Origin of the sequence: Paenibacillus sp. FSL H7-0756, assembly GCF_038006765.1 — a bacterium.
In the GTDB taxonomy this organism is placed as follows: domain Bacteria; phylum Bacillota; class Bacilli; order Paenibacillales; family Paenibacillaceae; genus Paenibacillus_AQ.
Genome location: NZ_JBBOVT010000001.1, coordinates 248,459 through 275,161 on the forward strand (window position 1 = coordinate 248,459; position 26,703 = coordinate 275,161).

The window sequence follows — 26,703 nt, forward strand, 5'->3', positions numbered from 1 at the left end:
ACAGGATTCTCCGGCTCACCTGATCCCGGAACGCAAGAAACAAACAAAGCATACAAAGCCATGCAATTAGAAGGCTTCCCATCTATTATGCATACGCTCCTTCCCGGCATTTCTGCCCCTCTCCAGCGGTAGACCGCCTCAGAGCACAACTATCCTTATATATAGGAAGATTTCCCGCCGAATATCCCAATTATACCAGCTGATAACCAATCCAGAGCAATTTTTCTTCAAAATGCCGGCAAGAAATTCACAATTCCTCTTCCAGCACAGGATATTCCCAGAAACCCAGACGTCCCTTAGCAGGTATAGGATGTACCAGCGGAACAACTTCCTCCAGCTTCCAGGCATACCTTCCTTCGGCATAATTGCCGAATACATATTCATTGCCACCCGGCCAGCCTTGCTGCGCAAGCTCCGGCGTCACCTCACAGCAATCCGCAAGGCGGCTGACCGCAATGATCCTGCCGGTTGGCAGATTGTCCGCAGTGTAGCCGTGACGGGCCAGCAACGACTGATACGGCTCCGTCCGGCAGATCGCCTTATTCACCTGCATCCCGGCATGAATGGCTAACTCCCCCCGGTAAGCGGTCCGCCAGCTCCGGGTTTCGATTTGTTTTTCTCCCAGCGCAATTAAGGTGGCCCACGGCTGGCGAATGGTTAGGCATTTCATAGGTGCAGCTTGCCTCCTTATCTTGATCAACTTTTTACTAAGAATTACTATGGCCTCCTATGGGAAAGAATAATAGCTATGAAGGAGGACTGATGAGCGATGGGTAACGGATTAGATCAAGGGTATGGGGTATTAAAATGCAAATTATCCAATGAGAATACCATATATAAGCTAGGCTACAAAAACAATCATATCCAGGTGCTGGTTGACGTTGAAGACGATGACCACAAAAAGTATAGATTAGCCATCAACATCCAATCAAGCAATAAAGCCGAGCATTTACCGGAAGACACTGCCAATCAGGTACTTTATTATGTGGGCGAAGATTTAAAATCGGAAGAAACAGCCCACTGGCTCAAGCTTGAGTCCGGCTTCACGAAGATCACCAGGGAGAACCGGAGCCTTGCCCTTGACTACATCCGGGGAAACCTCGTGATCCCTAACAAGATGGTGGCTCTGCCTAATACAGGCGGGAATGAACTGGAGGACAGCGATCCTCACAATAATCTCTATGACAAAATAACCTCTTACATCGAGGAAGCACACAAGCAGAGGGCCACCCTGTATGCGTTCGGCGAACCTTGGGGGCCTGTGGATAAACCCGACAAATACTTCGGCTTCTCTCCTGGACAGGGCGTTCATAATATCCACATGAATCAAGGCAATGCGGGCGGGTACGCCCGAGAAAATGGTACATGGCAGGACGGCGGAGTGCTTATTCATTTCCAGAACACGAACAGATGGGTGGCTATCTTCCTGGCCTTCCAATCCCAATCCTGGTGTACTAACGACCAGGGAGATGCCACTAAGCCGGTTAGTGAATGTAATCATACCAATGCTTTGTCATGAGCCAACACCATCGCATTAACCGCTGATACGATAGCCTTGGCATCCAACTGTTCATCCAGCCTCAAATGAAGTTGTAAGGTAGCAACTGGTGAATGGTTAGCAGAAACGATGAGCTCAACCTCATGAGATGAAAGCACCTTTGCTTGCAGGATTTGCAGCCAGGGGATAAGATCCGGTAACGCTTTATCCTCCGAAGGACCCATTTCCATGCCATCCGCCCCAATAGGTGAACGCCCGTCGAAATACTCAATTCTGAGCACAGCATCAGAAGGGGGACTGTTCCTCTTCAAGGTCCTAGCCGCTTCGAGCTGATGGCGGGAGGTTTGTTTACGACCGATAATTATATTCCACAAAACGATACTCAGAGAGGGGATGAAGAAGCAGAGCACCGCCAACCAACCCCTGGAGGTCTTGACATAGACGGCAAATAAGAGGGCTGCGGATAGAATCGCAAGTAACCAGATGTAGAGCTCCTGCCGCCATTTGGACTGGCGCTTCCCGGATGCTGTAGGAATGGACTGTGCTGGCTGAATATCGGTAGCTTGCTCCGGTTGAGCCGCCGTTCGTTCTCTCCATGGCAAATGCTCCCCACTCAGCATATAAAAGTTATCGGCTGCTCCCTGCCAGACCTTCTCCTGCGAGGGTTGCGGCGACTGCCAGAGGGTAACGTACTCTTGAATATCTCTCAGATATAGGGCAGGATCGCCCGTGAACGAGAAATATTGCGAAAGCTCCAGATGAATAACGGCAGCAGAATAACGCTGTACATGGGTCGATAAGGTTTCCAGCCACTCCTGTACAGGAGTGGCAAGCGCCGGGAAACGGGCCAGCGTGCCCGGTAAACTCAGGCGCAATTGCTCTGCAGCATCCGCCCATGGAATCTGCCATTGGAAGGCCTCGGAAAAATGTTCCCACTCCGGCAAATCCTCCACATCCGGTTGGTCCATATGGGGTTGAATCTTGCTCCAAGCTTGCATAAGCTGGCTGCTATAGCGCTGAAACTGGTCTTGGCTGACCAGACAAAACCATACTGGAGCGAGAAAATTATTCGTCTCGAAAGCTGTATTCTCATAATCAATCCACTCTGTATCGGCACTGGTAACAACCAGGAATGTCCGGTTTCCCATATAAGATCCTTGCCTCCTAGCATCCAACCATATGCTCCCCACTCTACTTAACTAAAGGGTAGAAGAATGGTAGATGTTGATGCTTGCATAGAAAAAAGGCGCAGTTCCAAAAAACCGGAAACCCGCGCCACTATCGACTTTGTTAAGATGCTGGTGAAGGGAATTGAACCCCCGGCCTACGCATTACGAGTGCGTTGCTCTACCCCTGAGCTACACCAGCCTACAGACCTCTGTGTCTGCCAAACAAAAAATATTATAACTCTTCCAGCGGAAAACGCAACCCCTTTTTCCGCTGGTTGCTGTATCCTCAGCCGTGCATTAGCCGTGCATCAGTCCCAGCCCGCGGAAATAATCCAGCGCGAGCTTAGCGCTTGCTAGGGAGGATACCTCATAAGCCTCTTGTTCTACAATATAATAGAGAATTCCGCTCTGTTCCGCGATCTCGAAGACGCTCCGGAAATCTACCTCTCCCTTTCCAAGATCAGTCTCCTCATTGTCTGCTCCGAAATCCTTAATGTGGACCAGCGGAACACGTCCGGCGTACCGTGATACATATTGAGCCGGGTTAGCTCCGCCCCTGTATACCCAGCCCAGATCGAACTCTGCCAGCATCTGCTCCGCAGGAATCTGCTCCAGCCAGATATCGATGACCGCCTTGCCGTCAACCTCTGCGAATTCATAATCATGGTTGTGATAACCGTACTGCATCCCTGCCGCCCGGACCATCGCGGAAGCCTTCTCCAGGAATGGAATGATTCTTGTTACATCCTCTATGGAAGGGTTCGGCGGAAGCGGTGCCGACGGGGTGATCATATATTGCAGTCCGAGCTCTATACCGTATTCAATCTCTTTGGCTAATGCCTGTTCCATCTTATCCAGACTGCTGAAGTCCAGGCCTACATGCGCCGAAGGGGCAGCCAGGCCAAGCTCATCCAGCTTACGGCGCAGTTCCCCTGCAGATACACCGAAATAACCGGCGAATTCCACTGCGTGGTACCCCATCTCTGCCACCTTGGCCAGTGTACCGAGGAAATCGCGTTCCGTCTGGTCACGCAATGTATACATTTGAATTCCGATCTGCTGTGCTGCTTCTGTCATGAAGAATCCGCTCCTTATCGGTTAATTCTGATTAGATACTATAATGGTTACTCTCCTTGCAGCTTGCGCTCCACGGATTCCAGCTTGCTGCGGCTGGTGGAGGGCTTGTCGCGCCGGTCGTCGATCTTGAGCGAGGTTGAGACTCTCTGCGCCCCGGCGGTGAACGGCGACTCATGCAGCGCTTCTACCGCAGCCAGAATCCGCGCTACCGGCCCTTCAATAATCGTTCCCATGGAAGTAAGCTCGTAGGTTATGCCCTCCACCGTCTCCAGCACGCGCTGCATCTCGGCCACATAGCTGCTGAGGCTGGTACTGCCTGTGCCAACCGGAATAACGGTCACTTCGCCAATTGCCATCGTAATCACCCTCCTGATTATCTGATCTGCCTGCCCCCTGATTATCCTCTTATTGTACCGCTTCGCCAAGCTTCCCACAAATCCCCTGCCCGCCCCGCTACTCTCTCAATATTCGTTAAAAAGATTACGAGGATTAGACGCACTCTATTTATGGATTCTTTGTGGCGTATTTTCGGAGAATTTATGAAAAATTCAAGGCAGATTTAGAGGAAAGTTGTGGATTACCTGTGGACTAACTGTGGATCAGCTGTGAGTAAAAGCGCCGAACCCGCTCCCCGTGCGGGATTGCAAAAAAACATTTACAAACACAATATATTGCGGTACGTTTATTGAACGATATCAAAATATAGTAGAAACAGGTGTTTCACCCCTAGTAATAGAGGTGAGACTTAATAGGGAAGCGCGGTGCAAAGCCGCTGCGGTCCCGCCACTGTAACCGGATGCTCCCAGGGTGCGATGCCCAGGGCCGCATTCTCCGGCTAATTGCCACTAAGGGGCAGAATAAGCCCCCCGGGAAGGCGCCGGAGGAGTTGCCGGAAGCCAGGAGACCTGCCTGTTTCGGTGGCACCGCTTAGACTCCTGCGAGGAACAGGGGAGGTGTCCGTATGCGGCCTGCCATAGCAGAGTTAGCCTTCCGTCAATCGGGCCAGAGGCTGCCGATACCTGAGGATGATCGCGGATTATCTTCAGGTATCGGCTCTGCGGAATATACAAGAACGGGCGAAAGCTATTCGCCCCTTGTCTGCTCGTATATTCCACCCAGACCACAGGCAAATTTCCGCTTTCCGGAGCTTTGCATCCTGCATTCGGGCATTTCCGGCCTTCCCGGCCGGAGGTGCTTTTTTAACGCTTACAATACCCGAGAGGAGAGAGTTATATAATGACACTGCTGGAGAAACGTTATAACGAAGGACAAGCTGCACAGGAGGATCTTTTGGAAGAGGTCATTCATCTGGGACGGGATATTATCGACAGCCGGGATCTGGATCTGCTGCGCGAGAACGCCAACCTGAACGGGGAGAGCTTTTCCGGCAAAATGAGCAAGTTCGGCAGTGAATACTCCAAATGGTATGCCCGCAACTTCACCATGCCGCCACAGCTGGTACAGGCTACCTTGGATAATGTCGTCTATGTACATGACCTTGATCAATACGCCATTGGAACCACGAACTGCATCTTCATTCCGTTCGAACGGCTTCTCCGTGAAGGCTTCAATACCGGCAACGGCAGTGTACGGCCTCCCAACTCGATTATGACGGCGATGTCGCTGGTGGCGATTATTTTCCAGTCACAGCAGAATGCGCAATACGGCGGCGTATCCGCCAACAAGCTGGATTATGATCTGGCCCCTTATGTTACCAAATCCTTCTCCAAGCTCTTCCGCAAAGGTCTGGAGTATTTCGAGGAGAATGCAGAAGTGTCTGAGCTTGGGGAGATTACGATGAGCCGCAGCGATCTGGCTGAGCAGTATCCGCGCGCCTTCCGTTTTGCCCTTAAGGAGACAGAGAGCGAGACTCTGCAGGCCGCAGAGAGTATGGTACATAACCTGAATACGATGTCCAGCCGCTCCGGCGGACAGATTCCTTTTACCAGCATCAACTACGGCACCTGTACCTCCCCGGAGGGCCAGCTTGTGATCAGCTCGCTGCTGACGGCCACCATGAACGGACTGGGCAGCGGAGAGACGCCGGTGTTCCCGATTCAGATCTTCAAATGTAAGCAAGGCATCAACCAGCAGCCGGGTGATCCTAACTACGAGCTGTTCCTGAAGGCAGCCGAGTGCTCGGCGCGCAGATTGTATCCGAACTTCGCCAACCTGGACGCTCCGTTGAATATGCAATATTATGATCCGGCTGACCCGGATACCGAATTCGCTACCATGGGCTGCCGCACCCGTGTGCTCGGCGACCGCTTCGGACGTAACCACTGCTCCGGCAAAGGCAACCTGTCCTTCAACACGCTCAACCTGGTGCGTCTTGGTCTGGCCCACGGCACGATAACCAACCGCCGTCTCGCTGCTGATGAAGAAGGGTTCTTCGATGACCTCACTCACTATATGGATATTGCGCTCGACGGCCTGCTGCACCGCTTCCGTATTCAGGCTTCCCAGAAGGCCAAAGCCTCCGATTTCATGATGCGTGAAGGCGTCTGGGAGGGCGGCGAGCAGCTTGCCCCTGATGACAGCGTAGGCGAACTGCTGAAGCACGGCAGTCTGTCGCTGGGCTTCATTGGAATGGCAGAATGCATGAAAGCTATGTACGGCAAGCACCACGGCGAAGATATGGAGATTCACGCCAAGGCTGTAGCCATCGTCCGCCACATGCGTGAATATTGCGACCGCAAGAGCGAGGAGCTTAACCTCAACATCACCTTGTTCGCAACACCGGCCGAAGGTCTCTCCGGCAAGTTCACGAAGATCGACCGCAACGTGCTCGGCTCTATCCCTGGCGTAACCGACCGTGAATACTATACGAACTCGTTCCACATTCCGGTCTACCATGAACTGAGCGCAGCCAAGAAGATTAGCCTGGAAGCTCCGTTCCATGAATATTGCAACGCCGGAGCGATCTCCTATGTCGAGCTGAACGGCAATGCCCGGAGCAACCCGTCAGCTTTCGTCAAAATCATCAAATACGCGCTGGAGCAGGACATCAGCTACTTCAGCATTAACCATCCGATTGACCGCTGCTCCGGCTGCGGCTATGAAGGGGTCATCGGCACGAATTGCCCGACCTGCAATGCCCATGAGGATACCACCCATATCCGCCGTCTGCGCCGGGTTACCGGGTATCTGACCGGTGACTATCAGACCCGCTTCAATGCCGCCAAGCAAGCCGAAGTCCGGGACCGTGTTAAGCATCTATGAACATCTGCGGATATTACCCGGAGTCGATCAATGAAGGGGAAGGCCTGCGGGCCGTCCTCTTCTTCAGCGGCTGCCGCCACCGCTGCCCGGGCTGCTTCAACCCGAAGACCTGGAACTTTAACTTCGGGGAAGTCTTCACCCCGGAGCGGCGGCGGGAGATCATAGAGGAGATTGCAGGCAATCCGCTGCTGGACGGCTTGACGCTGGCGGGCGGGGACCCTTTTTTCTCGGCTGAGGAGGCTGCTGGCTTCATTCATGAGCTGCGCGCCGAGCTGCCGGACTTCCCGGTATGGATCTATACCGGCTATACGTACGAGGAGCTTACGGCTTCACCGGGCTCTGCGGAATGGAAGCTGCTGGCCTTGTGCCAGGTCGTGATCGACGGACGGTTCGTCGAAGAGCTCAAAGACCTTACCCTCTCCTACCGGGGAAGCAGCAACCAGCGGATTATCGATATTCCGGCGAGTCTGGCGGGAGATAGGGTGGTTCTGTGGGAGCCAGAGCTGAGCTTTCAAGGGGTATAATTCTGTAAAAAACAAAGGCACTAAACGCCCGCATCCGGGTGCTTAGTGCCTTTTTTATTTTATAGTTTTAACAATAAACAAATTTAAAATATGAATAGTACGAAAAATCCAACAATCAAAAAAATTCCACCAATAGTTAATAGTGTCTTCTTCATCTCGGTCTTAAAGGTCTCATTTCTTTTACCGACTATCAAACCAGCCACCATTATAAGCAAGTATGCGACAAGTAACCAGACTAAACCGCTTATTTTATCACTCAAAAGATCCCCCCTAATTAAATTAATACCGTACTGAAAAAATCATCTTCTGTAACAAACTGCACTGAATCCTCAACATCGTTATGAATTAATTGTTGAAGTTCTTTAATCCCATTATTCTCACACTTCCAAATAAAAGAGGCTATAATTAAAGAAAACTTTTTAGACTTGTTTACGATGATTTCCTGGCCACACTCTTTTCCTTTTGTTCTTCCACCAATCAGCCGAACCGAATCCAAATTTGTCCTTAATGTCAAGGCAGTAATTTCGCTACAACTAGCTGTCTGTTCGTTAACAAAGATATTTATTCTCTTGAACCCTACGGGTGTCCTATTCTCTGAATAATAAGTTGTATTTTTATTTTTATAGTAAAGGGTGACTAGCTCCTTTATATCTTTTATGAAAAATCTGCAGAAAGCCATACATGCATCAATATATCCACCTGGAGAATTTCTTAAATCTAAAATTAAATATGGCCGGTCTTTATACTGATTTATGATCTTTAAAGCCTGTTCAACTGATTTTTTTGTGAAAAATGAAAATTTTATGTAAAGAAATTCTTCTAACAATCTATACTCGAAATGCTTATGCTCTTTTATATTAATGCTATTTGAATAGGCTGTTCCTATTAGAAAATCAGTATAATTATTCCCCCTGGTATTTTGAATAAACTCTTTAAATGCCTTGAAGTCCACTACATTTGAATTGAGCAGCTCCATTTTTAAATATTGGTAACGCTGATCTTGATTTAGGAACAGGTCATTCAACTCATAATATTCCAGACAATCCTTAATTATCTCTAATTCATCATGATTTTTATGCGAAAACAACATCGTTTGCCCCCCCTTGTTCAGTCATTGATCAGTTGAACTTCGTAAGCTTCAGAGAGCTTCTGAATGTTCATGACTAATCGTTCCCTTCTTGCACTTCTGGCAATAAATAAGGAACAGGCTATCAATAATGTACTTAAAGCTACTGCTTCTATGGTGAATATAACACTTGTAGGCAAATAATGAGCAAATAGAAAGGGGGCAAAAGGAAACACAAAATTAAATATACTGAACACACTAGTCAAATATTGCTTCCATTTGGTAAAATCCACATTATGTACTGTCGCTGCGGCCAGGAGTGAAAATCCTAGAAAAGAAATAGAAATATTATTCCCAAAATGGTGAAGATAAACCGAATAAAGTCGTCCTTCAAACATTAGGCTTCCAAGTGAAATTATTAGTAAATACAGTTGTGCAATGATAAATCCTGATATGGTTACAAGCATCCAATTGGCAAGCCAAAGTTTAAACGGTGTCAGGGGAGTTGTCAGCAAAGTTTCACCATGCACCAGATCCTCAACGTTCCAATGCGCCAGATTCCCAATTAACATACACGACATTGAGAAATAGGATACTATTATATAGTCGGGAACGGAGAAAACCTTTAATAAGATGAAATAAATAATCGGAAAAACAAGAGCAATGAACAATTTTATTTTATTTTTCCGTATCTCTTTATACCGTTTCCATAAAAGAGCATTCATTCTATCTCATACTCCTTTCAAAGTACATATTCCATTCCTGTTTTGGAAAAAGACGCTTTTCGAAACCAAGAACAAGAATAGATGATACAAGAAAAATTATTAAACAAAAGACCACTGGAAGCAATTCATGTAAGAGTACGATGAAAAGGGCAAGACCAATTTCAACTATATAACTCCAGCCGCCGCCCCCTTTAGATTTATGCAAAATCAGCCTCTTAAGAAGGAATCTCCCCACTGGTAATAACGGCATATACAATCCGCCAATAAACATAATTTCCAAGATATTTATTTCAGGCATGTTACCCGTATTGTATAAAATCGTTAATGATACCAGGATCGCTACAATACTCATACAAAAAGAACAAAGAAATACAGCTTGAACGGTTTTGATCAACACTTTTTCTATCGTGAATCCAAGAATGACCAGCGTCTCCTCATGCCCGCGCAAGTACTCATTACTGAGCATTTTCAACACAGCAAGAAAGCACAAATAAGGCAATAACACAATTGATTTAAAATAGGTCTGTATCTGGAGAAGGCTTATGAGTATAAAGAAATAGAATACAAAGGTAACCCATCTTCGCTTGAACATTTTGATACAAAGCCAAAGCACCGGATTATGAAATAGTCTCATGATGATTCCATCATTTCATTCATTTCTTCAATATCAAATATAATTCGATATAATTTTTCCATATCCGCTTCTTCATTTTCGGCAAGATACTTTGAAGCAAGTTCGGAGTAGGTCCCTTCCTCCATCATCTTCCCGTTCTTAATAAAACCATACAGATCACAAACTTTTTTCAGTTCGCTTAAATGATGTGAATTGATTAACACAGTTAGACCTCTATGTTTCATTTCTGTAATGTATTTTCTTAGCATATAATTACCTTCCACATCTAACCCCCTGGTCGGTTCATCCAGAATTAATAATTGCGGCTTACCGATAAAAGCTCTGGCCAAAGCTAGTCTTTGTCTCATCCCCCGGGAGAAAAAAGTTATTTTGCTATCTTTGTGCTGCTCCAAATCAACCATTCTTATACATTCAATGATGTCTTTCTCTCTTTGTTGTCTGGAGGCTTTAGGAAAGAACACTCGATGAAAAAACTCTATATTTTCCCATGCTGTCAGGCCTTTATATAATCCTAACTGATCAAGGACACAACCTATTTGCTTTCTGATTTCATTAAACGAAGAATCAATACTGTTTACTCCATTAACAATAACCGTTCCGCTCGTTGGTCTGTAGATGTCAAGAATAGTTCGGGTCAAGGTTGTTTTACCTGCGCCATTTGGGCCAATCAAACCATAAACCTGTCCTTTTTTAACCGTTAGATTAATATCCTCAAGAACAGAGAATGATCCAAATGTTTTACTTAATTGGTTAATGACGATATCCATTTCCCTTCCTCCAAATCATATTGACAATTCTCAGTATCAAAAAATGAGCAAGAACTGCAAGCATAACGAAATTCACAACTGGTACATTTATTGTTGTAGTTGTCTACACCCTTCTTCCAGTATTCTGATACAAGTTTTTGTATTGCCAGATGAAATCCGTTGTTCTTGAAATTGCCAACTTTGTATCTCAATTCCATACAAGGATAGATAGAACCATCATAAGTCACCAATAATTTTTTATCAAGACAGTGATCCCCTAATTTCCTTGAAAAAAACGAATCAAAATCCACATTAACCATACTTTTGTTGGTAATAGGAATGGGGCTAGTTCTTGAAAAAACAACTTGCCAGGATTCCGGAATCAATTTCGGTTTTTCTTTACTTACCAAATCATAAAGAATAATGGAAACCAATTTTTTCTTCTTGTATTTTTTAATAATATGTTCTAACTGATTTCGCTGAAATACAGATATAATAAGATGACTGTCTTCAGGCAAATCATTATTTTTCACCATACCATTAGTATGGACAGAAAGAGATATACCATTAGTAATAACATATTCTGCCAATATTTTAAAATAAGGACTTGTCGCAACCTCCCCACCTGTCAGCAGAATAGTTTTCACCCCAAATCCTTTTAGCTTATCTACAACCAGCATCCAGTCTTCGAGACTCAATGCTGCTTCTCTCTCCTCTACTATTCTGCAGCTGGGGCAAAAAAGTTTGCCGCAAAATTCACAATCTAGATTGCATTCATTTGTAAGCTGTAGCGTAGCAGTCTCAATAAAAGGGGTGTTTTTGTGCATTTTTTTCTCATTGTATATATTGATAGATCTGAATTTATCCATAAAAACAGGCTTGTCGGAGAATACTCCCCAGTTATATTTAGCAAAAAATGATTTCAACATCTCAAATTCAAGCTCTGTTATGGCTTCCCCCCTTTCTGCCTTTCTAATGCCTTCCGCCAAACGGTTATCAATCCAAAGCAACTTTTCATCTACCAAGTTATGCAATGTTGATTTTTTTTTCCCAGTAATTAAGTAGACCTCTGGTTTCAACTTAAAATAACTCATATACACTCCCCTACTTCACTCATAGTTTTAAAATAATCGGATGTCACTTCATCATAAAGTCTAGGATTATCCTCCAGCATACTTACAAATTCGCCTAATAGGTTTTCCATAGTCTTTCTCTGTTGCAGACATATGTCAGAGTTACTTTCGAAACCATTCTCCGTCTCAAAATTTTTAAAGCATAGATTACACAATCTAGATATGGGACACTCCTGGCATTGAACACAAATATTCTGATTATAGTCATTCAAAACTTTAGTAATTCTCTCCAGATCCAGCCCATCATGAACATTCCCTATTTCATAAGCACTATTGATTTTTTCACATATTTGAAATTTCCCTTCAGTTGTAACATATATTTTTTCTCCTGGTACACACGTTCCTGTATAAGGTCTAATTAACGGTGATGCCTCTCTAATCATTGGGTGAAATGCAAGGGTTGCGTATATACTCCCAAAAAAACGATATAAAAATTTACTTTTATCTATATCATTTGAAACGCTCTTCTTAAAAAACTCTTCCTTCAACTTATTATATTTTTCAAAAAAAACAATTTCGTCCGACTCGTTAAACTGTGAATAATACGTACTGTTTTGTGTTTGAACTTGACCAGTATGAATTACAGATAACTGATTACTATCAAAGAAATCAGCCATTTCTTCAAAGTCAGTTTTATAATCAAAGCAGGTTGCAATGGATAAGCTTGCATCTGGATAAGTTCCCCTAAATTGATCGATATGCTTTAAAACTATATCCGCCGTATCTCTTCCTTTAACATCTACTCTATTTCTATTATGATTTTCAGGATATCCATCCAGGCTCACAAGCACAGAAAAGTGGTTTTCAAAAAGGAATTTTTGAATCTCAGGTGTAAGCAGAAGACCATTGGTTGTAATATTATAGAGAACCTCATATTCACCATATTCCTGGTTGATATAGTTTACGACCTGTTTTAATAAGGGGATATTTGTAAGAGGCTCGCCCCCATAAAAACTTATAATTGCTTTTCTCATCGGATTTCGCTCATAAATTTTTTTGAAATTATAATAATAAAAATCAACTGAAGCTTTTGCAACATCCCAAGTCATCCTGCTTGTTCCATGTTCTCGTGTATAAGGATAGTGCTCGGAATAGATACAATATTTACATCTAAGATTACATGCTGAAGATATTTCCAGAATTAATTGTTTGAATCCATTTGCTTCAACGTACAAATATTGATTAAGCTGCGAACTCTCAATTTTTTCAATTTTTTGTTGTGACGGCAAATTAAATTTATCCTTTAGAACGAGTAATCCCGGATCATCATCAGCACTGACAATTTGTCCGGTTTCATCATCATAATAGTATTTATTCTTCCTTCTGCTTTCAAAATGGATACCCTTCATTCGATTATCCTCCTTAAAATGGGGAGGAAAGCTCTTCGTTCTCCCCTCCCCTCTAGATCCTATGAATTTACTCCGATGGCAACCGCAGCAGCAGCACTTGCACCTGTTGCAACCGTTGTTACTTCACCCGCTGCCGCAAGAGTAACGATTGCAGTTGCAGGACCTAGTATGAGACATGCAAAACAAACTGCGCACCCTAAACAGGCTGCACAAGCTGCACATCCTAAACAGGCTATGCATGCAGCAATTTCTTCTTTTTCACCAATCTGAAATTCTTCACCTAGATTAGAAATTGAGAAATAATCATCCTGATTCATTTTCTCACCTCCTTGATATGTATTCCCTTAGCCCTCCCTAACTGCCTTAAAAATACATTTAATGTTAAAGACAACTCAAATATTACATATAACTACTTTTTTAGATGTGACTTTTTTATCTATTTTACAAATAATGTTATTAACTATAATATTTATGTTTTTATTCGTTTGAAATATTAAAATATATATTTAATAAAAAAAGATTTTCAATCTACTGAACTATAAGTTTTGATTTCCGACGCAAAGAACTCTTGCATAATATGCAAGAGTTCTTTACTACCATTTATAATTCTTTTGCTTTTTGTCTTAAGATTTCCGCCCCACCTTATGCTCCGTCTCTTCCGCCAGCTCTTCCAGCACACTGTCTAGGCGGAGCTTCAGCTCTTCCGCCAGTTCAACTACACCTTGGTCATTTCGCACCGCCTGGGAGTCTACGGCGTAGACGCCGCCAAGAATGTAGCGGGCGCCAAGCACGGACAGTACCGGCTTCAACGCATAGTCGATCGCCAGCAGATGCGCGAGACTTCCGCCCATGAAGAGCGGCAGCACGATTTTGCCGGCCAGCCCTTTTTGCGGTACCAGATCCAGGAAGGTCTTGAGCACTCCCGTATAAGACGCCTTGTACACCGGACTGACTACAATTACCGCATCGGCCTCTGCCACGAGCCCGTTCGCCTTGACGATAGCTTCACTCTCGAACTTGGTGTGAATCAGATCCTCCGCCGGAAGCTCTGCCACATTGATCCGCTCCACTTCATACCCGCGCTCCCGCAGAGCGTCCTCTGCATATTCAATCACGGCATTGATCCGTGAGACCAAGGAGGGTGTTCCGTTAATTACGACTATTTTGGCCATTTCCGCACCTCTTCCGTCCGCATGATAGGCTGGGCCGGGCTGTTTCGCCGGGCGCCAATACTTTAAATTAGTAATAATCCTAGCAGAGTACAAGGAATATTGTCAAACCCCATATCTGCTTGCAAACCGCTGCCTCTCTGGTTATAATAAACGGCAAACCTATATCCCGACCAGGCCAACGACCGGCATCCAACCGCGAGGCGTCTGCGACCGGAGCAGCTTCCTGTTCCCTAAGTTTACCGGGTTTCGCCCGTTACCGCGAAGACCAAAGAGGACCCCATTTCCGCATAGCGAAGGCTGCTGTATGTGAATCGGGTCAACCTGGGTGGCACCGCGAGCTGACGCTCCTCGTCCCATGGATGAGGGCGTTTTTTGCGTTTTTCACCCAAACTTAAGGAGCGGATGCATACGTTGGATATGAATTGGATCAGGGAGAATGAGGACATTGTACGGAAGACTGCCGAATGGAAAAGATTGAAGTTCCCCCTGGAGGAACTTCTGGAGTGGGATGACCGGCGGCGGCTGGCCCGCCGGGAGACCGAGCAGCGCCGGGCGGAGCGCAACGCGCTGACGAAGGAAGTGGAGCGCCTGCTGCGCGGGGGCGACGTTTCGGGGGGCGAGCTGGCCAAGGAGCAGGTGCGGGTGATCAACGGCCAGCTGACTCTGCTGGAGGCGGAGCTGCTGGAGGCAGAACGCCGCTGCGGAGAGCTGCTGCTGCTCGCGCCGAATCCCGTGTCGGCGGATACGCCCATCGGACCGGATGACAGCGCGAATGTGGAGCTGCGGCGGCATGGCGCGCCGCCGGTCTTCGGCTTCCGCGCACGGGACCATGTCGAGCTCGGAGAGCTGCACGACCTTATGGACCTTCCGCGCGGCGTCAAGGCAGGCGGGCCCCGCAGCTATGTGCTGAAGGGGGCCGGACTGCTGCTGCACCTTGCTGTGCAGCGGCTGGCGCTGGATGTGCTGATGCAGCGCGGCTTCACCGCGATGGACGTCCCCGTGATCGTCCGGCCGGAGGCGCTGGAGCGGACCGGGTTCTTCCCCGGCGGCCGGGATCAGACCTACGAGCTGACCGGCGAGAAGCGCTGGCTGGCCGGGACCTCGGAGGTGTCGCTGGTCTCACTGTACAGCGATGAGATTCTGGAGCTGGCTCAGCCGCTGCGGCTGGCCGGGATGTCGGCCTGCTTCCGCCGCGAGGTGGGTTCGGCAGGCCGCGATGTGCGCGGGCTGTACCGGGTCCACCAGTTCTCGAAAATCGAGCAGGTGGTCATGTGCAAGAACGATCCGGCAGAATCGGAGCAGATGCTCCAGGAGATTCTCGGCAATGCCGAGCATATTCTCCAGTTGCTGGAGCTGCCTTACCGGGTAGTCGCCGTCTGTAGCGGAGACATGGCGATGAAGACCCACAAGCAGTACGACATCGAGACCTGGATGCCGGGCAGAGAAGCTTACGGAGAGACCCACTCGGCCTCCAATCTGCTCGACTTCCAGGCCCGCCGCTCGGGCATCCGCTACCGTGATGAAGACGGGCGGCTGCAATACTGCCATACCCTTAACAACACAGCGGTGGCCACGCCCCGCATTTTGATCCCACTGCTGGAGAACCACCAGCAGGAGGACGGCTCGATCTATATTCCGCAGGCGCTGCGGCCTTATATGGGCGGCTTAGAGCGGATCGAAGCCAAGTAACCTCCCCTTCCCATCCGCCCAATTCCGGGGCACCCGGCGAAATCAGGGGCACTTCTGCCCCTTTTTTCCCTTTGGGCTGCATACCGCGCCCCGCACCTTCCCGCCAGCACATCGCTCGTATTCGATTTTTCGCATAAGCCCCTTATACTCACATCCCGCACTCACAGCCTTGCATCAGCATATTGTATTCGGTTTTCGAATACATTGGACCTCCCCCCATCAGCAGCTACTTGGGAGAAAATCCTGTACGAAATGCAACCTTGAAGCTAGTTAAGAACGACTTAGGCGGAGATCCTGCACAAAATGCAACAATCCAGCTCCCACCAGCACCGAACTCGCCCGAAATCCTGCAAAAGTTGCAACAATTCGCCATAACCAGCTACAAATTTAGTGAAATCCTGCAAAAAGTGCAACACTGCGACTCGCTAGGAGCGACCGGTTGGTTTTTCGCATATATTCGGCCTACTAACCTTCGCACAAGCCCTTATACTCGATACTCGCATCCCGCCCACTCACCCTCACGCCAGCACATTGTATTTGGTTTTTCACACGGCCCTGGCTTCCCGGCGGCACACACAAGGTTTCTTTCCCTCCCTTCCTACATCCAACACATTTATCCTGCGGATGATTCAAAGCGCACTCAACAAAAAACGCCTCTCCTCCCGTTCAGGAGATAAGAGCCGTTTTTGAGCATATCTTTCAGCATATAAGTAACATCTAGTTTACATATTTTTCAGAAAGTATGGCTAAATTTTTCTAAAAAAATTTTAAAATTTTATATAATTCATTATCTTTTACTATGATTTTATGCGCATTTAACAAATATTGACGAAAAATTGCGCTAGATTCATATTATCTCTATTATAATAGAGTACGAATGATATTTTATGGGGAGGTATACTCACATGAAACTTTCTTCACAATGCAGGAAGCCGCTTAGTCTATTCCTGGCGGTAGCCTTACTATTAACCGGGATCTTCCCGGGATTGTCCACAGGCTCAGGGACGGCCTCGGCAGAGCCGATCATAGCAGCCGACACTGCTGCGGTCACTGCCGCCATCCAAGCTCCACCGGTTACGGCATCCCCTGTCTCTGGCACTAAGATCGGAGCAGGATCTAAAGTTACTTTAAGCACCCCTGTAACGGCAAGCGTCTACTACAGCGTCTACGCCAACAAGAGTACTACTGCAGAAGTGGCAGACCAGCTGTATACTGCCCCAATCACCGTTCACTCCGATATTACCTCGCTTAAGATTACAGCTTATGCCTCATTACCCGATTCTGAGAAAGGTCCAACATCCACTTTTGAATACAGTGTCGCCCCTGCAATCACAGGTCTGAAGATTAACCAAATTCAAGGCGCAGGACATATCTCCCCTTATGTGGATGCTATGGTCACTGAAGTCAAGGGGATTGTTAGCTACATTAAGGATGCGGACAGCTTCTATATCCAGTCTGCAGCCGCTGATATGGATAACGATATCAAGACCTCGGAAGCCATTCAAATCTATCAGAAGGGAAAAAGCAGTGCCGTTAAACCAGGCGATGCTGTCACGGTAGACGGAGTTGTCAAGGAATTCGGCCGCACCGGACAATTATCTACCACACAGATTACCGCCAGCCAAACCACGGTTGTCAGCAGCGGTAATCCGCTTCCGGCCCCAACCCTGCTGGGCACCGGCGGACGCCTCATCCCAACGGCTGTAATCGACGATGATGGCCTGAATCCGACCAAGTTCGAGCCCGCCACCGATGCCATAGACTTCTACGAGAGTCTGGAAGGCATGCGGCTGGAGATTGCCAAGCCAACCACTGTAGGCCCGGCAGTCTACTATGCTTCCAGCAATACTTTTGAAATCCCGGTGGTGACCATCAACGGTACGGGCAACACGACTGAAGTGACTTCCCCTGCCGGTGGACTGGTACTGACAGGGGCCGACTTCAACCCGCAGCGCCTGATTCTCTCGGTGAAGACCGCTCCGGTACTCACCACAGGCCAACAATTCTTGGGCAATGTCAATGGTATTCTGACCTATGATTACGGCAAATTCCTGATTTCTACGGAAACAGACGGCCTGCCGGATGTCTCCCCAAGCAAACTGAAGAGAGAAGTGACCTCGCTCTCCCCGGGAGATGCGGATAAGCTGAACATCGCTTCTTTTAACATTGAGAACTTCTCCAAGCAGAATGATCCGGCCAAAATCACCAATGTCGCCAAAGATATCGTGGTTAATCTCAAAACACCCGATATTATCGGCCTGACAGAAGTGCAGGATAATGATGGAACCGGCAAAGGCGGAACAGAAGCCAGCGAAAGCTACACAGCGCTGATTGCTGCCATTGCAGCTATTGACGGCGGTGCATCTAACTATGGTTACACGGATATCGCACCGCAGAACAACCAGGATGGCGGCGTTCCCGACGGCAATATCCGCTCCGGCTTCCTGTACAATATGAACCGTGTCTCACTGAAACCAGGCACTCCCGGTACAGCCACTGAAGCTGTGAGCTACACTGCTGATTCTGGGCTCAGTCTGAATCCGGGTCGCATTGACCCAAGTAATGAAGCCTTCAAGGAGTCGCGCAAGCCGCTGGCTGCCGAGTTCCTGTTCGGGGGCCAAGAAATCATCGTGATTGCCAATCACTTCAACTCCAAGAGCAGCGACAACTATCTATTCGGCTCCGTTCAGCCGCCAGTCTTCTCGACTGAAGTTCAGCGAGCCAAGATCGCCAAGGTAGTTGGCAGCTTCGCTGAGGATGTGCTTCAGAAGAACCCTGATGCCAACCTTGTCGTGCTCGGCGATCTGAACGACTTCCAGTTCTCAGACACGCTGAATATCCTCAAGGGCAGTGCACTTACGAATCTTGTAAATACCCTGCCGCTGAATGAACGGTATTCCTACAACTTCCAGGGAAACTCCCAGACGCTGGATCATATCCTCGTCAATAACCGGCTGGCTTCTGCCAGCAAGCTTGATATCGTGCATATTAATGCCGATTTTGCAGATCCGGGAGATTATCCGCAAGGCACTGTATCGGATGCCGACGGCATCCGGATCAGTGACCATGATCCGCTGCTCGCACAGATTAATTTCGGCGGGGCAGATTTCAATCTGCGGGTCCTGCATACGAACGATACCCATAGCCATCTGGAGAATATCACCAAGCGGACCTCCGCCATCAGCAGCGAACGTACAGGCAATACGGTACTGCTGGATGCGGGTGACGTCTTCTCAGGAACTCTGTATTTCAACCAATTCAAGGGTCAGGCAGACATCAAGTTCATGAATAATATCGGCTATGATGCGATGACCTTCGGCAATCATGAGTTTGATATGAATAAGGAGAATCCGGAAATCCTGCGGAATTTCGTGACGGCGGCTAAGTTCCCTTTTGCCAGCTCCAATATTGATTTCACTACGAAGAACAGTGAGCTTGCCGATCTGTATCAAGAGATGACCGGTATCCTTGAGACGGATGAGTCCACAAGTACCGCAAAAGACGGCCACATCTATCCTTCTGTCATCAAGGATGTATATGGAGAGAAGATCGGTATCTTCGGCTTGACGACTGAGGATACTGTTGGCCTCGCGTCTCCTGGCGACAAGATTATTTTCAAAGATCATATAGAAAGCGCGAAGCGGACTGTCCAGGCGCTCGAAGCCCAGGGCATCAACAAGATTATTGCCGTCACCCATCTGGGTTACACCGTGGATCAGGAGCTGGCCAAGGCCGTTCCGGGGATCGACATTATTGTCGGCGGACATTCCCATACGAAGATCGATAACCCTCCAACTCCTGTGGTGATTGCAGGTACGGACAAGAAGGTCCTGATTGTACAGACTGGTGAATACAGCCAGTTCCTGGGTGAGCTTGATGTTACCTTCGATAAGAATGGCGAGGTCAAGGCTTATCAAGGCAAATTGCTGGATGTCAATCTGTTCGGTGAAGATGCTGCTGCCAAAAAAATTCTTGCCCCATACGATGCCGAACTGGCAACGGTCCGCAGCCAGGTAGTAGGCTACTCAGACGTTGACCTTTACACCAACCGCGACATTGACGGGAAATCCGTCCGCGTGGTGCGTAAGGAAGAGACGCCAATCGGCAATATGATTGCTGACAGTATTGCGGAGAAAGTAACCGAGCTAATGCCTAACTTTGTGTCCAAGGAGGACCAAAGTACGATCAAAGGGGTCGTCGCTATCCAGAACGGCGGAGGTATCCGCGCAGCGATCGACAAGGGCGATATTACGATGGGTGAGGTGTTGACCACACTCCCATTCAATAACAGCCTGGCAGCCCTGAAGGTTACCGGCGCAGAGATCATCTCCTCCCTGGAGAACGCAGTCAGCGGCCTGGAATCCGACCAGGGACGTTTCGCCCATGTCTCGGGGATGAAATACACGTATGACTCTACCAAGAAGCCGGAGATTATCGATTCATTAACCGGTAAGGTCACGCAAGCGGGAGAACGCATAATCTCCGTTGATATCAAGCAGGCAGACGGTTCTTACCTGCCGATTAATCCGGCAGCCTATTATATTCTGTCTACGAACTCCTTCATGGCAGGTGGTGGAGACTTCTACCGCGCGCTGGCCTCTGCCAAGGCAGACGGACGTTACTACGAACTGGGTCTTCCCGACTTCGAAGTTCTGCTGGCCTATCTCCAGAAGCACCTTAAGGTGACTTCCAGCGTTGAAGGACGGATCACTGATCTGAAGGGTGCCGCTCCAAACCCAAGTCCGACTACAACACTAGCACCAACCACCAATCCGGGTGGATCTAATCCAGGTGGAACCGGGGGAGTGACTCCTACGGCAACGCCATCGGCCACCCCTGCTCCAAGCGCAGGAGCAGCGCCGCAGGTTACCACATTCACTGCAGCGGATCTCACCGCTCAGTTTGCAGCCTTGCCTGCCGGTACTAATGAGCTGAAGCTCCCGCTCACGGCTTCAGCTGGCGGCGCGCAGGCTGTACTGCCAGGCAGTGTGCTGGTGCAGCAGGCGGCGGCACATCCGGACACAGTGTTGACCTTCATCTCTACCGGCGGTGCTTCCTATTCCCTGCCGCTAAGTCTAATTAACGGAACGGCTCTGGCCGCCCGGCTTGGCACCAGTGATTTCACAATTACGGTCTCATTGCTTCAGGCAGATACCGCTATACTGGACAGCCTGAACAAGGCCATCGCCGCGCAGGCAGGTACGATCACTGTTGCTGCGCCCGTCATTGAATTCAGCATCAGTGCCCAGGCAGGTACCACCAGCGTTCCGCTGAACAGCTTCGGCAGCACTTATGTGAAGCGGACAATCACGGCCACTGGTGCAGTTGATGCCAAGGGTGCGACTGGTGTCGCCTTTGACCCGGCCACAGGTAAGCTATCCTTCGTGCCCTCCGTCTTTGGTAGTCCGGCAGACGGACATACGGAAGTAACGATTAAGCGCAACAGCAACAGCTATTATACTGTGGTGAAGTCGTCCAAGACCTTCGGTGACACTACCGGGCACTGGGCACAATCCGCCATTGAATTGCTGGCCTCGAAGCTGGTGATTACCGGCACCAGCAATACTGCTTTCTCGCCTGCACAGTCCATAACACGGGCAGAGTTCGCGGCACTGATCACCCGTTCCCTGGGCCTTGCCCCGGCAGCTTCTGGAACCTCCTTCAAGGATGTTAGCGCAGGTGCCTGGTATACAGAGGCCGTACAGACAGCCGCTGCCGCAGGTCTGATTACCGGATACACAGACGGCAGCTTCAAGCCAGGCAGTCCGATTACCCGGCAGGAGATGGCAGCCGTTCTGTCCAAAGCCATGAAATACACCGGCAAGACCCTGACGGCAGATCCGGCTGTGCTGGCTAAGTTCCGTGATGCCTCAAGCATCCCGGCCTGGTCCAGAGCAGCGGTAGCGGAGATCGCCTCAGCAGGCATCATTCAGGGAACCCCTGATGGTGCGTTCGCTCCGGCGAAGCTGGCTACCCGTGCGGAAGCGGCTACGATGCTGGAGAAGACCTTGAAGTCGCTGCAATTCATTAACTAACACACGCACGCCACAGCGTTATACGAGGTTTAAATCAGTAAAGGCGGTTCCCAAGGCGCATGATGCGCTGGCGGGAACCGCCTTTTTTGATAGATAAGAATTTTTATGTTTGGGGTCCCCGCAAAGTACCTGAGTCATCATCGAAGCTGGAGCTCCGCTTTGTGGTTATTTTGTGAAGCATAAGACTACTTCTCCGTGATCGGCAATGGTACTGGCACTGATACCGGCACAGTCACTTCAAATTCCGGGATATACTCCTTCTCCCGCACTCCGTCCTTGTTGATGGACAGTGTCCGGAAGGGCTTGACCGTAAGCTGTCCGCCCGGATGCTTCAGCGGTTCGAATAGGGCTGCTGACAGCAGAGTGTTTCCTCCCGTGGCGCTCCAGCCGGTCCCCCCATTAATCTCCTGCAATACGTTGCACTCATCATCTACAAGATCATAGCCCAAGAAGTCCTTCACCGCATCGACAGGCTGCCCCGCAGGCCGTTCAATCCGTGTGTTGAGTCTTGTAGTAATCGGCGTAAGCTCCAGCGTCTCCAGCGTGAAGGTCATGCCGGTGCTGCTGCGGACAATGGGCTCCGCAATGCTGTTACGATAGGTCTTCTTGACCACAGGCAACGTGATTTCAAAAGGCTCCGCGATGCCCTGGATATCAACAGTCAGCGTCAGATCGAAGGTGTCCGGGAAGGCCCGCCCGCCCTGATTCTGCAGATCCGTGAACTGAATGATCCTGGAATCGGCATCCTTCCCGCGCAGCAGGAACGGACCAAAGGAACCGCCGCCGCTGCCGCCAAGCGGACCATAGGTGTTAATATCTTCGCCGTCCACCGACAGCTTGATATCTGTCATCAGGCCGCTGATATCGCCCTGCTGCAGCTTCTTCACATCCGTCTGGCGCTCCATCCCAAGGGATACGCGGATTCCGTCGTACATCACCTCAGACACCTTGAGCGTTAACCCGCCGTGGGTATCGCTGCGCTCCGGTACTGCTGCGAGCCCCTGCTCATCCGCACTCTGCAGCCCCAGATCCCCGGCAAGCCGGAAGATTGAGTTCATCCCCGGTATTTGCTTAATGGATGCCGCCAGCGTAGGCGAGATCCATTCAGTGCTTGCAATCAGCAGGGTAAGCAGGAGTACAGCCGCTGCGATCCCCGCGCTTTTCCGCAGCATCCGGCCTGTTCTTCTTAGCCTTCTAGGCTCTGCCTTCATGCCTGACCGTTGCCCGCCCTGCGCCCGGCGCATGATGCGTTCCTCCAGATCAATCTGAACCGGGGTCTCCCGGATCATGCGTCCAATCCGCTCCAGTTCGGCTTCCTCCCGTTTAACTTGGTTCATGGGCGATTCTCCCTCCACTATTTTGACGGCGTCCGAGCTCTTTGCGCAGCCGTTCATATTTTTTGCGGACCGTCCCGGCCTTCATGTCCATGATGATCCCAATCTCCTCAAAGCTATGCTCCTCCAGCGCCCGCAGCAGCAGAATCTGCCGCTCCTCCAGACTCAGCTTCTCCAGCAGACCGTGGACAATCTCTGTATATCTTGTGTCTCCGGCCTGCTCTTCCTCCTGCTGATGTTGCCTGTAGAGACTGAGCAGCTTGAAACTCTTATTCCTGCGCTTAATCCGGTCGAGGCAATGGTTGCGCGCAATAGTGTACAGCCAAGCCGAGAAAGAGACTTCCTCCGAATACTGCTGCAGCCGCTCTAGTGCCCTGATAAAAATATCCTGCGGCGCATCCTCCGCCTCTTCCCGGTTCCCCAGCAAGTAGTAGCAGTACAAGTAGATCGGCCGCTGAAAATGTCTAATGATCACGGTGTATGCCTGTACATCCCCCTGCTGGATTTGCTTTACCGTCTGCTCCACTGCCGGCTCCGGTGCTGCTTCCTGCTCTGGCCGTTTATCCGGCCCGCTGATTTCTGCTTGTTCCACAGCTTCTCTCTCCTCTCTGCCTGTATAACTGCAAAAAGCTGTGTTTTGTGACACTCCCGCCAAAAAGAATTATTTGCCAAACCCGAATTGTTCGTTTATGATAAAACAAATTTAAGTTCTATGTTTATAGAACAATTAACTCTACTACACCAGAAAGCAGGAATACCTTATGGATTATAAAGTAACCGTAGACTTCGCGCCTATCTATGAATGCATTACCAGCCTTAACGCTTTTATCGGCAAGCAAAACCATACGGCTATGGATGCCGGGACCCTCTGGGTCCGCCAGGTCCAGACGCAGTTCGCCCCTGTCATGCTCCAGCGTATGAAGGAAGTGATGAAGCTCACCGATAATTTCAGTCTTTCTCCCTACATTTGGAGCTGTCCCGGAGAACGTACGGCAGAGGAATTTCTGGATTGGTTCGAGGGGTTGTCTCCGGGAGAGCTGTACGACATTGCCGGGCGGTTCGGGCAGAGTGTGCCTGCGAATCTTGCCGGTCTGCGGGATGCAGCGGCTGAAGTAATCCGGGTGTGGAATGACAGCTATTTCAGCAGTATTGATCCGGCCATTATAGAAGGGCTGCGGCAGGAGGCCGCAGTACGGGCAGCGATGCTGGACGGCAAGAATGATATGTCAGTGTACGAGGCAGCTACCGGAGGGATGCGGCTCTATCCGTCGGAGACGCTGAAGCAGGTTATTATCACTCCGCAGTATCATGCCCGTCCGCTGGTCATCTCCTCTCAATATGATGAGTTTGTGTTCACCAGCTACTCCTGCGATGCACTCCCTCCCGGAGAAGGACGGCCTGCTGCCGCGCTCCTGCGGCTTACCCGGGCGTTATCGGATGAGACCCGGCTGTTCATTCTCCGGCAGCTTACCGGACGTCAGATGAATTTCACGGAGATCGTGAAGGCGGTCCAGCTGTCCAAAAGCACGATTCACTACCACCTGATCGCGCTGCGCGCAGCAGGTCTGGTCATCGTTCACACCAGCGGCAAAACTGTCTCCTACAGCCTGCGGCTGGAGGCGCTGGATGATCTGCCCGGGCAAATTGAGGACTATCTGAAGGGGTGAGCGGGTTGCAGAAACGGAGCTATTACGGATTGTTATCCACAGTTTCACTCAGCGCCTTCGGCGATGCCTTTGGGCTGCTGGCCATGGAGTGGCTGGTCTATGACCTGACCGGCTCCAAGGTAGCGATGGGGGCGCTTGCCCTCAGCTCCATGATTCCCGAGCAGGTGCTGCGCCTGCTCGGCTCGCCGCTGTCCGACCGGCTGCCCCGTGTGCGGTTCATGGCCTGCCTCGCCGTGCTGCGGCTGCTGGCACTCCTGCTTCCGCTCGGCATGGGTCTTGCCGGCCATCTCCAGCTCTGGCAGCTGTTCGCGGCCGCCAGCCTGAGCGGCGCCTGCTCCGCGCTGTTCCTGCCGACGGCCATGGCTGTCATCCCCGGAATCGCAGGGACCGGAAAGCTGATGCGCGCCTTCGCCATCATTGACGGCTGCAAGGGTGCCGCTGCGCTGCTCGGACCGGCGCTTGCCGGCATCCTGACCGCGGCCAGCGGGGCCTTGCCGGCGCTCGGGGTCAACGCCGTCTGTTATATGGCTGCAATTGCCATGCTGCTGTGGCTGCCCCGGATGGGGAAGCCCGCCGGGCCGCCTGCCGCTGGCATCTCCGTGTCCGGCTATCTGCGGGAGGTGGCCGAAGGCTTCTCGTTCTACCGGCGCTTCCCCGCTATGCTGACGATCATGATGATGGCTGCCGTCAGTAACCTTAGCTCCACTGCCATATGGACGATGATGGTCCCTTATGTCCGCGAGGTGCTGCACCGCGATGCGGCGGCTGTAGGCACGCTATCTACAGTGTCTGCGCTTGGCTACCTTGCCGGACTCGGGGCCATCTCCCTCATGGGCGAGATTAAGCAGCGGCGCGCCGTCATGCTTGGCAGCCTGGGCTGCTCGGGCATCGTCACCATGCTGTGGGGCTTCATCCCCAGCTATGCCTTCGCCTTGTTCGCCGTATTCGCCGCCGGACTGATGGGGCCGTTCTTCAGTTCCTTAAGCTCCTCCCTACACGGACGTCTCGTGCCCGGTCAGCTTCAGGGCCGGGTGAATTCGGTCCGCTTCCTGATTGGCGGGAGCCTGTCCCCGGTTGGCGCCTTGGCCGCCGGTACGGTCGCCGAGCTGTATGGGGTGCCTGTGCTTTTGCTTGCCGCAGGCCTGCTTCCGGTGCTCTACGCCGGAGTGGCTCTGCGCCTGCCTGGATTGAAAATGCTAGACGGCGACCTGTCTGTGCTGGAGCAGCGGGACCGCCAGCGCCAGGAGGCTGCACTGACAGGCAATATCTCTTTGTAAATTAAACACACTTATTATGGGTTATGGGCTTGGGGCGGCGCACTGAGAACGGTCTGCGGATGGGATTCTATAGTGATTACCGTTTGCGGCTGGTGGTTAGGGCGCATTGTTGCACATTTTGCAGGATTTCCGGCGATTCGGCGCTGGCGGGAGCTGGATTGTTGCAACTTTTGCAGGAATTCAGACGATTCTGCGCTGGCAGGAGCTAGTTTGTTGCATTTCGTGCAGCATTTCCGCATACGCCGCCCCTATCGAGCCGCAGTGTTGCAATTCATGCAGCATTTCCATACACGCCGCCCCTATCGAGCCGCAGTGTTGCATTTCATGCAGGATTTCCGCACACGCCGCTCCTATCGAGCCACAGTGTTGCATTTCGTGTAAGCGTG

General features: G+C 50.0%; 21 protein-coding genes, 1 tRNA gene and 1 riboswitch. Of the genes, 7 read left to right on the forward strand and 15 right to left on the reverse strand.

What is annotated here, in order from left to right:
- Positions 1–247 precede the first annotated feature (247 nt).
- Positions 248–670: an ASCH domain-containing protein gene (locus NST04_RS01080; protein ID WP_341182811.1), complete on the reverse strand. Its 423-nt coding sequence runs from the start codon at positions 668–670 to the stop codon at positions 248–250.
- A gap of 99 nt (positions 671–769) precedes the next feature.
- Here NST04_RS01080 and NST04_RS01085 point away from each other — a divergent pair, with 99 nt between their 5' ends.
- A complete protein-coding gene (locus NST04_RS01085; protein WP_341182812.1) occupies positions 770–1,519 on the forward strand; it encodes a YukJ family protein in 750 nt (249 codons plus the stop codon).
- On the opposite strand, the gene NST04_RS01090 is transcribed toward NST04_RS01085, so the two are convergent.
- The 4 genes from NST04_RS01090 to NST04_RS01105 all read right to left on the reverse strand — a co-directional run bounded on the left by NST04_RS01090 (position 1,498) and on the right by NST04_RS01105 (position 4,100).
- Positions 1,498–2,646 (reverse strand): hypothetical protein, encoded by a 1,149-nt coding sequence (locus NST04_RS01090; protein ID WP_341182813.1) that lies wholly within the window; start codon positions 2,644–2,646, stop codon positions 1,498–1,500. The genes NST04_RS01085 and NST04_RS01090 overlap by 22 nt on opposite strands.
- A 148-nt stretch (positions 2,647–2,794) precedes the next feature.
- Positions 2,795–2,866 (reverse strand) — tRNA-Thr (locus NST04_RS01095).
- A gap of 98 nt (positions 2,867–2,964) precedes the next feature.
- Positions 2,965–3,744 (reverse strand): sugar phosphate isomerase/epimerase family protein, encoded by a 780-nt coding sequence (locus NST04_RS01100; RefSeq protein WP_341182814.1) that lies wholly within the window; start codon positions 3,742–3,744, stop codon positions 2,965–2,967.
- 47 nt (positions 3,745–3,791) lie between these two features.
- Positions 3,792–4,100, reverse strand: coding sequence for an MTH1187 family thiamine-binding protein (locus NST04_RS01105; RefSeq protein ID WP_341182815.1), 309 nt, complete (start codon positions 4,098–4,100; stop codon positions 3,792–3,794).
- A gap of 340 nt (positions 4,101–4,440) precedes the next feature.
- A riboswitch (cobalamin riboswitch) is annotated at positions 4,441–4,671 on the forward strand.
- A 309-nt stretch (positions 4,672–4,980) separates the two neighbouring features.
- Here NST04_RS01105 and NST04_RS01110 point away from each other — a divergent pair.
- Positions 4,981–6,966: an anaerobic ribonucleoside triphosphate reductase gene (locus NST04_RS01110; protein ID WP_341182816.1), complete on the forward strand. Its 1,986-nt coding sequence runs from the start codon at positions 4,981–4,983 to the stop codon at positions 6,964–6,966.
- On the forward strand, positions 6,963–7,490 hold the full coding sequence (gene nrdG / locus NST04_RS01115; protein WP_341182817.1) for an anaerobic ribonucleoside-triphosphate reductase activating protein: 528 nt from the start codon (positions 6,963–6,965) through the stop codon (positions 7,488–7,490). The genes NST04_RS01110 and nrdG overlap by 4 nt, the downstream gene beginning before the upstream one ends.
- Before the next feature lie 274 nt (positions 7,491–7,764).
- Here nrdG and NST04_RS01120 read toward each other — a convergent pair whose 3' ends face one another.
- The 8 genes from NST04_RS01120 to ssuE all read right to left on the reverse strand — a co-directional run bounded on the left by NST04_RS01120 (position 7,765) and on the right by ssuE (position 14,315).
- On the reverse strand, positions 7,765–8,580 hold the full coding sequence (locus NST04_RS01120) for a S41 family peptidase (protein ID WP_341182818.1): 816 nt from the start codon (positions 8,578–8,580) through the stop codon (positions 7,765–7,767).
- Positions 8,581–8,597: 17 nt separating this feature from the next.
- Positions 8,598–9,281, reverse strand: coding sequence for a hypothetical protein (locus NST04_RS01125; protein WP_341182819.1), 684 nt, complete (start codon positions 9,279–9,281; stop codon positions 8,598–8,600).
- A 1-nt stretch (position 9,282) separates the two neighbouring features.
- On the reverse strand, positions 9,283–9,675 hold the full coding sequence (locus tag NST04_RS01130) for a hypothetical protein (RefSeq protein ID WP_341182820.1): 393 nt from the start codon (positions 9,673–9,675) through the stop codon (positions 9,283–9,285).
- 236 nt (positions 9,676–9,911) lie between these two features.
- The gene (locus tag NST04_RS01135) at positions 9,912–10,682 is read right to left on the reverse strand and encodes an ABC transporter ATP-binding protein (RefSeq protein ID WP_341182821.1); all 771 of its coding nucleotides are present in this window, start codon (positions 10,680–10,682) and stop codon (positions 9,912–9,914) included.
- Positions 10,658–11,755, reverse strand: a complete 1,098-nt coding sequence (locus NST04_RS01140; RefSeq protein ID WP_341182822.1) for a radical SAM/SPASM domain-containing protein — start codon at positions 11,753–11,755, stop codon at positions 10,658–10,660. The genes NST04_RS01135 and NST04_RS01140 overlap by 25 nt, the downstream gene beginning before the upstream one ends.
- Positions 11,752–13,143 (reverse strand): radical SAM protein, encoded by a 1,392-nt coding sequence (locus NST04_RS01145; protein ID WP_341182823.1) that lies wholly within the window; start codon positions 13,141–13,143, stop codon positions 11,752–11,754. Before NST04_RS01145 ends, NST04_RS01140 begins: the two co-directional genes overlap by 4 nt.
- A gap of 59 nt (positions 13,144–13,202) precedes the next feature.
- On the reverse strand, positions 13,203–13,460 hold the full coding sequence (locus NST04_RS01150; RefSeq protein ID WP_341182824.1) for a hypothetical protein: 258 nt from the start codon (positions 13,458–13,460) through the stop codon (positions 13,203–13,205).
- Positions 13,461–13,766: 306 nt separating this feature from the next.
- Positions 13,767–14,315: an NADPH-dependent FMN reductase gene (ssuE, locus tag NST04_RS01155; RefSeq protein ID WP_341182825.1), complete on the reverse strand. Its 549-nt coding sequence runs from the start codon at positions 14,313–14,315 to the stop codon at positions 13,767–13,769.
- 417 nt (positions 14,316–14,732) lie between these two features.
- On the opposite strand from ssuE, the gene serS reads away from it, so the two are divergent.
- A complete protein-coding gene (serS, locus tag NST04_RS01160; protein ID WP_341182826.1) occupies positions 14,733–16,004 on the forward strand; it encodes a serine--tRNA ligase in 1,272 nt (423 codons plus the stop codon).
- A gap of 905 nt (positions 16,005–16,909) precedes the next feature.
- Positions 16,910–22,039, forward strand: a complete 5,130-nt coding sequence (locus NST04_RS01165) for an S-layer homology domain-containing protein (RefSeq protein ID WP_341182827.1) — start codon at positions 16,910–16,912, stop codon at positions 22,037–22,039.
- 185 nt (positions 22,040–22,224) lie between these two features.
- Here NST04_RS01165 and NST04_RS01170 read toward each other — a convergent pair whose 3' ends face one another.
- Positions 22,225–23,376, reverse strand: a complete 1,152-nt coding sequence (locus NST04_RS01170) for a DUF4179 domain-containing protein (protein ID WP_341182828.1) — start codon at positions 23,374–23,376, stop codon at positions 22,225–22,227.
- Positions 23,363–23,965 (reverse strand): RNA polymerase sigma factor, encoded by a 603-nt coding sequence (locus NST04_RS01175; RefSeq protein ID WP_341182829.1) that lies wholly within the window; start codon positions 23,963–23,965, stop codon positions 23,363–23,365. The genes NST04_RS01170 and NST04_RS01175 overlap by 14 nt, the downstream gene beginning before the upstream one ends.
- A gap of 169 nt (positions 23,966–24,134) precedes the next feature.
- On the opposite strand from NST04_RS01175, the gene NST04_RS01180 reads away from it, so the two are divergent.
- Complete coding sequence (locus NST04_RS01180) at positions 24,135–25,040, forward strand: ArsR/SmtB family transcription factor (RefSeq protein ID WP_341182830.1); 906 nt, start codon at positions 24,135–24,137, stop codon at positions 25,038–25,040.
- Positions 25,041–25,045: 5 nt separating this feature from the next.
- A complete protein-coding gene (locus tag NST04_RS01185) occupies positions 25,046–26,317 on the forward strand; it encodes an MFS transporter (RefSeq protein WP_341182831.1) in 1,272 nt (423 codons plus the stop codon).
- Positions 26,318–26,703: the final 386 nt, after the last annotated feature.

What these genes read in the sequence shown, in the direction of transcription:
- NST04_RS01080 (WP_341182811.1), bottom strand. Translation starts at nt 670, where the DNA reads ATGAAATGCCTAACCATTCGCCAGCCGTGGGCCACCTTAATTGCGCTG.
- NST04_RS01085 (WP_341182812.1), top strand. Translation starts at nt 770, where the DNA reads ATGGGTAACGGATTAGATCAAGGGTATGGGGTATTAAAATGCAAATTA.
- NST04_RS01090 (WP_341182813.1), bottom strand. Translation starts at nt 2,646, where the DNA reads ATGGGAAACCGGACATTCCTGGTTGTTACCAGTGCCGATACAGAGTGG.
- NST04_RS01100 (WP_341182814.1), bottom strand. Translation starts at nt 3,744, where the DNA reads ATGACAGAAGCAGCACAGCAGATCGGAATTCAAATGTATACATTGCGT.
- NST04_RS01105 (WP_341182815.1), bottom strand. Translation starts at nt 4,100, where the DNA reads ATGGCAATTGGCGAAGTGACCGTTATTCCGGTTGGCACAGGCAGTACC.
- NST04_RS01110 (WP_341182816.1), top strand. Translation starts at nt 4,981, where the DNA reads ATGACACTGCTGGAGAAACGTTATAACGAAGGACAAGCTGCACAGGAG.
- nrdG (WP_341182817.1), top strand. Translation starts at nt 6,963, where the DNA reads ATGAACATCTGCGGATATTACCCGGAGTCGATCAATGAAGGGGAAGGC.
- NST04_RS01120 (WP_341182818.1), bottom strand. Translation starts at nt 8,580, where the DNA reads ATGTTGTTTTCGCATAAAAATCATGATGAATTAGAGATAATTAAGGAT.
- NST04_RS01125 (WP_341182819.1), bottom strand. Translation starts at nt 9,281, where the DNA reads ATGAATGCTCTTTTATGGAAACGGTATAAAGAGATACGGAAAAATAAA.
- NST04_RS01135 (WP_341182821.1), bottom strand. Translation starts at nt 10,682, where the DNA reads ATGGATATCGTCATTAACCAATTAAGTAAAACATTTGGATCATTCTCT.
- NST04_RS01140 (WP_341182822.1), bottom strand. Translation starts at nt 11,755, where the DNA reads ATGAGTTATTTTAAGTTGAAACCAGAGGTCTACTTAATTACTGGGAAA.
- NST04_RS01145 (WP_341182823.1), bottom strand. Translation starts at nt 13,143, where the DNA reads ATGAAGGGTATCCATTTTGAAAGCAGAAGGAAGAATAAATACTATTAT.
- NST04_RS01150 (WP_341182824.1), bottom strand. Translation starts at nt 13,460, where the DNA reads ATGAATCAGGATGATTATTTCTCAATTTCTAATCTAGGTGAAGAATTT.
- ssuE (WP_341182825.1), bottom strand. Translation starts at nt 14,315, where the DNA reads ATGGCCAAAATAGTCGTAATTAACGGAACACCCTCCTTGGTCTCACGG.
- serS (WP_341182826.1), top strand. Translation starts at nt 14,733, where the DNA reads ATGAATTGGATCAGGGAGAATGAGGACATTGTACGGAAGACTGCCGAA.
- NST04_RS01165 (WP_341182827.1), top strand. Translation starts at nt 16,910, where the DNA reads ATGAAACTTTCTTCACAATGCAGGAAGCCGCTTAGTCTATTCCTGGCG.
- NST04_RS01170 (WP_341182828.1), bottom strand. Translation starts at nt 23,376, where the DNA reads ATGAACCAAGTTAAACGGGAGGAAGCCGAACTGGAGCGGATTGGACGC.
- NST04_RS01180 (WP_341182830.1), top strand. Translation starts at nt 24,135, where the DNA reads ATGGATTATAAAGTAACCGTAGACTTCGCGCCTATCTATGAATGCATT.